The sequence below is a fragment of the Hydrogenophaga sp. 70-12 genome (genome assembly GCF_001897365.1).
Taxonomy (GTDB): domain Bacteria; phylum Pseudomonadota; class Gammaproteobacteria; order Burkholderiales; family Burkholderiaceae_C; genus Hydrogenophaga; species Hydrogenophaga borbori.
Genome location: NZ_MKSS01000394.1, coordinates 1 through 5,611 on the forward strand (window position 1 = coordinate 1; position 5,611 = coordinate 5,611).

Below are 5,611 nucleotides of genomic sequence, written 5' to 3' on the forward strand. Positions count from 1 at the left end.
GGCCGTGTGCCTTTCGACGCCAAGGTGGCGGCCGAGAGCGCGGCCATCGCGGAGACCATGAGCAAGCTGCCCTGGGAGGCCTTCGGCCCCGGCACCGACAGGGGCGACACACGGGCCGAGCCCGCCGTCTGGACCGAGCAGGCCAAGTTCAAGGCGGCGAGCGAGAAGATGATGGGCGAGGTTGCCAAGCTGAACGCGGCCGCCAAGACCGGCAACCTGGACCAGATCAAGGCCGCCTTCGGCGCAGCCGGCGCGAGCTGCAAGGCCTGCCACGACGACTTCCGCAAGAACTGAGCGCGGCGCCCCGCGCCCAGCAAAAAAGGCCGGGGGATCCCGGCCTTTCATCTTGAGGACCCGCGCGCCGCGCTCAGGCCGCCAGCAGTTCCTCGATCAGCTTGTGAAGCGCGTCCATCTCGGGTTCGCCCACGTAGCGCTTGACGATGCGGCCCTGCTTGTCGAGCAGGTAGGTGGTGGGCGTGAGCTTCACGTCGCCCCAGGCCTTGGCGATTTCGCCGGTGTTGTCCAGCGCGACCTTGAACGGCAGCTGGCGCGACTGCACGAAGTTCACCACCCAGGCCGGCGGGTCGTAGCTCATGGCCACGGCCATGGTCTCGTAGCCGCGCGACGCGTATTTCTGGTGGGTGGCCACGAGCGCGGGCATTTCCTTCACGCAGGTCACGCAGGTGGTGGCCCAGAAGTTCACCAGGGTGACCTTGCCCTGCAGGTCGGCCGTGCGGGCCTGGCTGCCGTCGAGCAGCACGAAGGTGGAATCCGGCGCGGCCTCGCGGCCCGCGCAGCCGCTCAGGCCGAACACGCCGGTGGCGCCCAGCGCCAGGCCCGCGCCCAACACCTGGCGGCGGTTCGGTTCGGGCCTCTTGGTCATCGGGTTTGTCATTTCCTGCTTCACCATCTACAGTGCCCGCCTCGGATCAACGTGAGGGAGCACCCACATGCAACGCCGCCAGTTTCATCGCCTGTCCCTGGGCAGCGTGGGATTGCTGATTGTCGCCGCCCAGCGCCAGGCCTGGGCATTGTCCCTGTCGGACCTGACGGACAAGGACGCCGCGGCCGGCATTCGCACCGCGCTCGAAAAAGGCGCGCTGGCCGCCGTGGCTTTGCTGGGCAAGACGGATGGATTCCTCGGCAACCCGAAAGTTCGGATTCCCCTGCCCGGTTATCTGGAAGACGCGGCCAAGCTGCTCAGCTTCGCTGGCCAGGGCAAGCGGGTGGACGAGCTCATCACCGGCATGAACCGTGCCGCCGAGCAGGCGGTGCCCCTGGGCAAGGACCTGCTGGTCGGCGCGGTGAAGTCCATGAGCGTGACCGACGCCAAGAACATCCTGACGGGCGGCGACGACTCCGTTACCCGTTTCTTCGCCGACAAGACGCGCGCCCCGCTGGGCGAAAAATTCTTGCCCGTGGTCACGAAAACCACCCAGAAGGTGGGCCTGGCGCGCAGCTACAACCGCGTGGCCGAGAAGGCCTCCGGCTTCGGGCTGGTGAAGAAGGAGGACGCGAACATCGAGCGCTACGTCACCGGCAAGTCGCTCGACGGCCTCTACACCATCATCGGCGAGGAGGAGCGCAAGATCCGCCAGGACCCGGTGGGCACGGGCAGCGACATTCTCAAGAAGGTGTTCGGCTCCTTGAAGTGAGTGGGCGCTATCGTTTGAGGGCTTTTCGCGCGGACTCCAGCCGCTCGTCCAGGTAGCTGCCATAGAAGTCGGTGGAGGTCACGCCCTCCAGCCGCTCGGCCAGTTCGCGGCCCTCGGGGCCGAAGAAGAAGACCGTGGGCGTCAGGCGCACCCGCCATTCCTCGGCCAGGGCGGCCGGCGTGGTGGTGCGGCCGCCGAAGTCCTGGATGGCGGTGGCCTTGTCCTGCAGGTCGAGCTGCACGGCGATCAGCCGACCCTCGCGCATGAGCGGGTGCAGGTAGCTGTTGCGCACCAGCTCGCAATAGACGCAGCCGCGCAGCGTGATAATCACCACCAGGGGTTCGCCGCGCGCGGCCGTGGCGTCGGCCGCGGCGCGCAGCGATTTTGGGGTGGGCAGGGGTTGGTAGGCCATGGCGGTTCAGATCGCTCCGCTGCCGCGGAGTTGCGCGAGGCGCGCGGCGTCGGCGCCCAGCCACTCGGCGAGCACCTCTTCGGTGTGTTGGCCCAGCAGCGGCGGCGGGCGGTGATTGCGCACGGGGGTGGCGCTCATCTTGATGGGGCTGGCGACCAGGTCCATGGCGCCGGCCAGCGGGTGTTCCCAGGTGTGGACCATGCCGCGCTCACGCACCTGTGGGTCGGCGAACACCTCGGCCAGGTCGTTGATGGGGCCGCAGGGCACCTTGGCGGCTTCCAGGGCGGCCAGCCAGTCGGCCTTGCCGCGCGTCTTCATCACGGCCTCCAGCAGGGGCACCAGCACGGCGCGGTGGCGCACGCGGTTCTGGTTGCGCGCGAAGCGCTCGTCGCGGGCCAGTTCGGGGCGGCCGGCGACGTCGCAGAACTTGGCGAACTGGCCGTCGTTGCCCACGGCCAGGATGATGTGCTGCGCCTGGCCGCTGCCGTCGGGCGCAACCTCGAACACCTGGTAGGGCACGATGTTGGCGTGCGCGTTGCCCGCGCGGCCCGGCACCTTCCCGTCGGCGCGGCCGCGCACCAGGTAATTGGCGCCCAGGTTGGCCAGCATGGCCACCTGCGTGTCGAGCAGGGCCATGTCGATGTGCTGGCCTTCGCCGGTGCGCTCGGCGTGGCGCAGCGCGGCCTGGATGGCGACGGTCGCGTACAGCCCGGTGAACAGGTCGGCCACGGCCACGCCCACCTTCTGCGGGCCGCCGCCGGGCAGGTCGTCGCGCTCGCCGGTGATGCTCATGAGGCCGCCCATGCCCTGCACCGCGTAGTCGTAGCCCGCGCGGTCCTTGTAAGGGCCGGTCTGGCCGAAGCCGGTGATGGAGCAATAGACCAGGCGCGGGTTGAGCGCGCGCAGCGCGGCGAAGTCCAGCCCGTAGCGCGCCATGTCGCCCACCTTGTAGTTCTCCACGAACACGTCGGCCCGGGCGGCCAGCTCGCGGATCAGCGCCTGTCCGGCGGGCACCGAGAGGTCGCAGGTGATGGAGCGCTTGTTGCGGTTGGCGCCCAGGTAGTAGGCCGCCTCGGCGGTGTCCTGGCCGTCGCGTCCGCGCAGGAAGGGCGGGCCCCAGCCGCGCGTGTCGTCGCCGCCGGGGTGGCTGGGCCCGCGCGGGCGCTCCACCTTCACCACGTCGGCGCCCAGGTCGGCCAGGGTCTGGGTGCACCACGGGCCGGCGAGGACCCGCGAGCAATCGAGGATGCGGATACCATCCAGAGCATTCATCCGTGCATTGTGCGCGAGACCCTCGCGCCTCCGGTGCCGCGCCCCGCGGACCGGCCCCCGTCCAGTTCCATGACCCGTTCCCGACGACTCGCCGGCGCCCTGACCGGGCTGCTGCTCATCGCCGCTTGCACCCCCACCTTCAACTGGCGCACCGTGCGCGCGGACGGCGCACCCGTGGAGGCCCTACTGCCCTGCAAGCCCGAGCGCGCCGAGCGCGAGGTGCCGCTGGGCGGCCTGAACGCCACGCTGCACATGCTCAGCTGCGACACCGGCGGCCTGACCTTCGCAGTGGCCTGGGTCGACGCGGGCGATGCCGCGCGCGCGGCGCGGGCGCTCGAGGCCTGGCGCCGCGCCACGCTGCTGGCGGTGCAGGCCGACCCGGCCCTGGCCGACGACCCCGCCGCGTCCTGGCCGGCTGGCGTGCCGGGCAGCGACCGCGCGCTCGGCCTGCAGGCCAGTGGACGCAGCCCGGGCGGTGAGCCCGTCCAGGTGCGCGCCCTGCACGCCATGCGGGGCGGCCAGCTGCTGCACGCGGCCATCTACGGCCGCGCCATCGAGCCCGAGCTCGCCGCCACCTTCTTCGAGGGAGTCCGCCTGCCATGAGCGTTTCCAGCGCCCACGACGAACTGCTCACCCCACGCGCGGCGGTGACGGTGTTCCTCGTCTTTGCCGGCACGTATTTCCTGTCGGCCCTGGTGCGCGCGATCACGGCCACGCTCTCGCCCACGCTGAGCGCGGAGCTCTCGCTCACGCCGGGCCACCTGGGCCTGCTCGCGGGCGGCTATTTCTTCGGTTTCGCGCTCACGCAGCTGCCCATGGGCAGCTGGCTCGACCACCACGGCCCCAAGCGCGTGGTGCTGGCCTTTCTGGCCATGGCCGTCGCGGGCAGCGTGGCCTTCGCGCTGGCGGACAGCTTCTACAGCCTGCTGGCCGCGCGCGTGCTCACCGGCATGGGGCTCAGCGCCTGCCTCATGGCGCCGCTCACGGGCTTTCGCCGCTGGTTCAGCCCCGCCGTACAGCTGCGCACCAACTCCTGGATGCTGATGACCGGCTCCATGGGCATGGTGGCGTCCACGCTGCCGGTGCAATGGCTGCTGCCGGTGATCGGCTGGCGCGGCCTGTTCTGGGCGCTGGCCCTGCTGTTCGTGCTGTCCATGGCGGCGCTGGCCTGGTCGGTGCCGGCGTGGACGCGGCACGCGAACGCACCCGCGCCGGCCGCCGGTTCGCCCGATGGCGGCTACGGACTCATCTGGCGCGACCACTACTTCCGCACCATGGTGCCCGTGGGCTTCATGAACTACGGCGGTATGGTGGCCGTGCAGGCGCTGTGGGCCGGGCCCTGGATGGTCAAGGTCGCCGGCTACACGCCGGACGAGGCCGCCATGGGCCTGTTCGCCATCAACCTCAGCATGCTCGCGTCCTTCTGGACCTGGGGCGTGGTCAACCCGCACCTGGCGCGCCGCGGCATCCGGCCCGAGTCGCTGATCGGCTGGGGCCTGCCCATCAGCCTGGTGGTGATCGTGGCCATCGCCTGGCTCGGCCCGCGCGCGGGCTGGCTGCTCTGGGCGCTGTTCTGCGTCAGCTCCACCTTCGTGGCGCTGTCGCAGCCCGCCGTGGCCCTGGCCCTGCCGCCGCAGGCCGCGGGCCGCGCGCTGTCGGCCTACAACCTGGTCATCTTCGCCGGCGTATTCGTGCTGCAGTGGGGCATCGGCCTGGCGATCGACGCGTTGGACGTTTTCGGCTGGAGCGAGCCCGACCGCTACCGTGGCGCGGTGGCCCTGTTCGCGCTGTGCTGCGTGGCGGCCTACGGGCTGTTCTGGCGCGGCTGGCGCCGCATCGAGCGGGACCGCGCCGCTACACTGCGCCCATGAACGGCATCCTGCTGATCGCGCACGCCCCGCTGGCCTCGGCCCTGCGGCAGTGCGTACTGCATGTCTTTCCCGACGCGCAGGACGCGGTGGTGGCGCTGGACGTGCAGCCCAACGTGCCGCCCGAAGAAACCCTGGCCCAGGCGCGCGCGTTGCTGGCCCAGATGGCCCGTCCGCAGACCCTGGTGGTCACCGACATGTTCGGCGCCACGCCCTGCAACGTGGCCCAGCGCCTCATCGACGGCGTGCGCAGCAAGCTCGTCTGCGGCGTGAACCTGCCCATGCTGCTGCGCACCGTGAGCTACCGCCACGAGTCGCTCGACGCGCTGATCTCGCGCGCCATCATCGGTGCCACGCAGGGCGTGATGCAGGTGGCCGTGACCGCTCCGCAAAACCAGGCCCGA

General features: G+C 70.8%; 8 protein-coding genes. 5 read left to right on the forward strand and 3 right to left on the reverse strand.

Features of this window, described 5'->3' with window-relative positions:
- The coding region (locus tag BGO22_RS20155; RefSeq protein ID WP_286852284.1) for a c-type cytochrome at positions 1 to 294 on the forward strand (294 nt) is incomplete at its 5' end.
- Between the two features lie 73 nt (positions 295 to 367).
- Here BGO22_RS20155 and BGO22_RS20160 read toward each other — a convergent pair.
- The gene (locus tag BGO22_RS20160) at positions 368 to 883 is read right to left on the reverse strand and encodes a TlpA family protein disulfide reductase (RefSeq protein ID WP_239478200.1); all 516 of its coding nucleotides are present in this window, start codon (positions 881 to 883) and stop codon (positions 368 to 370) included.
- A 67-nt stretch (positions 884 to 950) separates the two neighbouring features.
- Here BGO22_RS20160 and BGO22_RS20165 point away from each other — a divergent pair, with 67 nt between their 5' ends.
- Positions 951 to 1,655, forward strand: a complete 705-nt coding sequence (locus tag BGO22_RS20165; RefSeq protein ID WP_204743592.1) for a DUF4197 domain-containing protein — start codon at positions 951 to 953, stop codon at positions 1,653 to 1,655.
- A gap of 7 nt (positions 1,656 to 1,662) precedes the next feature.
- Here the strand turns inward: BGO22_RS20165 and BGO22_RS20170 are convergent, their stop codons facing one another.
- Both BGO22_RS20170 and BGO22_RS20175 read right to left on the reverse strand, forming a co-directional pair.
- Complete coding sequence (locus BGO22_RS20170) at positions 1,663 to 2,067, reverse strand: thioredoxin family protein (protein ID WP_286852285.1); 405 nt, start codon at positions 2,065 to 2,067, stop codon at positions 1,663 to 1,665.
- A gap of 6 nt (positions 2,068 to 2,073) precedes the next feature.
- On the reverse strand, positions 2,074 to 3,339 hold the full coding sequence (locus BGO22_RS20175) for a CaiB/BaiF CoA transferase family protein (RefSeq protein ID WP_070401245.1): 1,266 nt from the start codon (positions 3,337 to 3,339) through the stop codon (positions 2,074 to 2,076).
- A gap of 69 nt (positions 3,340 to 3,408) precedes the next feature.
- Between BGO22_RS20175 and BGO22_RS20180 the strand changes: the two genes are divergently transcribed.
- The 3 genes from BGO22_RS20180 to BGO22_RS20190 form a co-directional block, all read left to right on the forward strand.
- Positions 3,409 to 3,942 carry a hypothetical protein gene (locus BGO22_RS20180; protein WP_286852286.1) on the forward strand — a complete coding sequence of 178 codons (534 nt, stop codon included), beginning with the start codon at positions 3,409 to 3,411 and terminating at the stop codon, positions 3,940 to 3,942.
- Positions 3,939 to 5,210, forward strand: coding sequence for an MFS transporter (locus BGO22_RS20185; RefSeq protein ID WP_286852287.1), 1,272 nt, complete (start codon positions 3,939 to 3,941; stop codon positions 5,208 to 5,210). Before BGO22_RS20180 ends, BGO22_RS20185 begins: the two co-directional genes overlap by 4 nt.
- The coding region (locus tag BGO22_RS20190; RefSeq protein ID WP_286852288.1) for a PTS sugar transporter subunit IIA at positions 5,207 to 5,611 on the forward strand (405 nt) is incomplete at its 3' end. The genes BGO22_RS20185 and BGO22_RS20190, both read left to right, overlap by 4 nt.

Bases quoted from the DNA above. Each gene is read 5' to 3' on its own strand.
- BGO22_RS20175 (WP_070401245.1), bottom strand. From the start codon at position 3,339: ATGAATGCTCTGGATGGTATCCGCATCCTCGATTGCTCGCGGGTCCTC.
- BGO22_RS20180 (WP_286852286.1), top strand. From the start codon at position 3,409: ATGACCCGTTCCCGACGACTCGCCGGCGCCCTGACCGGGCTGCTGCTC.
- BGO22_RS20185 (WP_286852287.1), top strand. From the start codon at position 3,939: ATGAGCGTTTCCAGCGCCCACGACGAACTGCTCACCCCACGCGCGGCG.
- BGO22_RS20160 (WP_239478200.1), bottom strand. From the start codon at position 883: ATGACCAAGAGGCCCGAACCGAACCGCCGCCAGGTGTTGGGCGCGGGC.
- BGO22_RS20165 (WP_204743592.1), top strand. From the start codon at position 951: ATGCAACGCCGCCAGTTTCATCGCCTGTCCCTGGGCAGCGTGGGATTG.
- BGO22_RS20170 (WP_286852285.1), bottom strand. From the start codon at position 2,067: ATGGCCTACCAACCCCTGCCCACCCCAAAATCGCTGCGCGCCGCGGCC.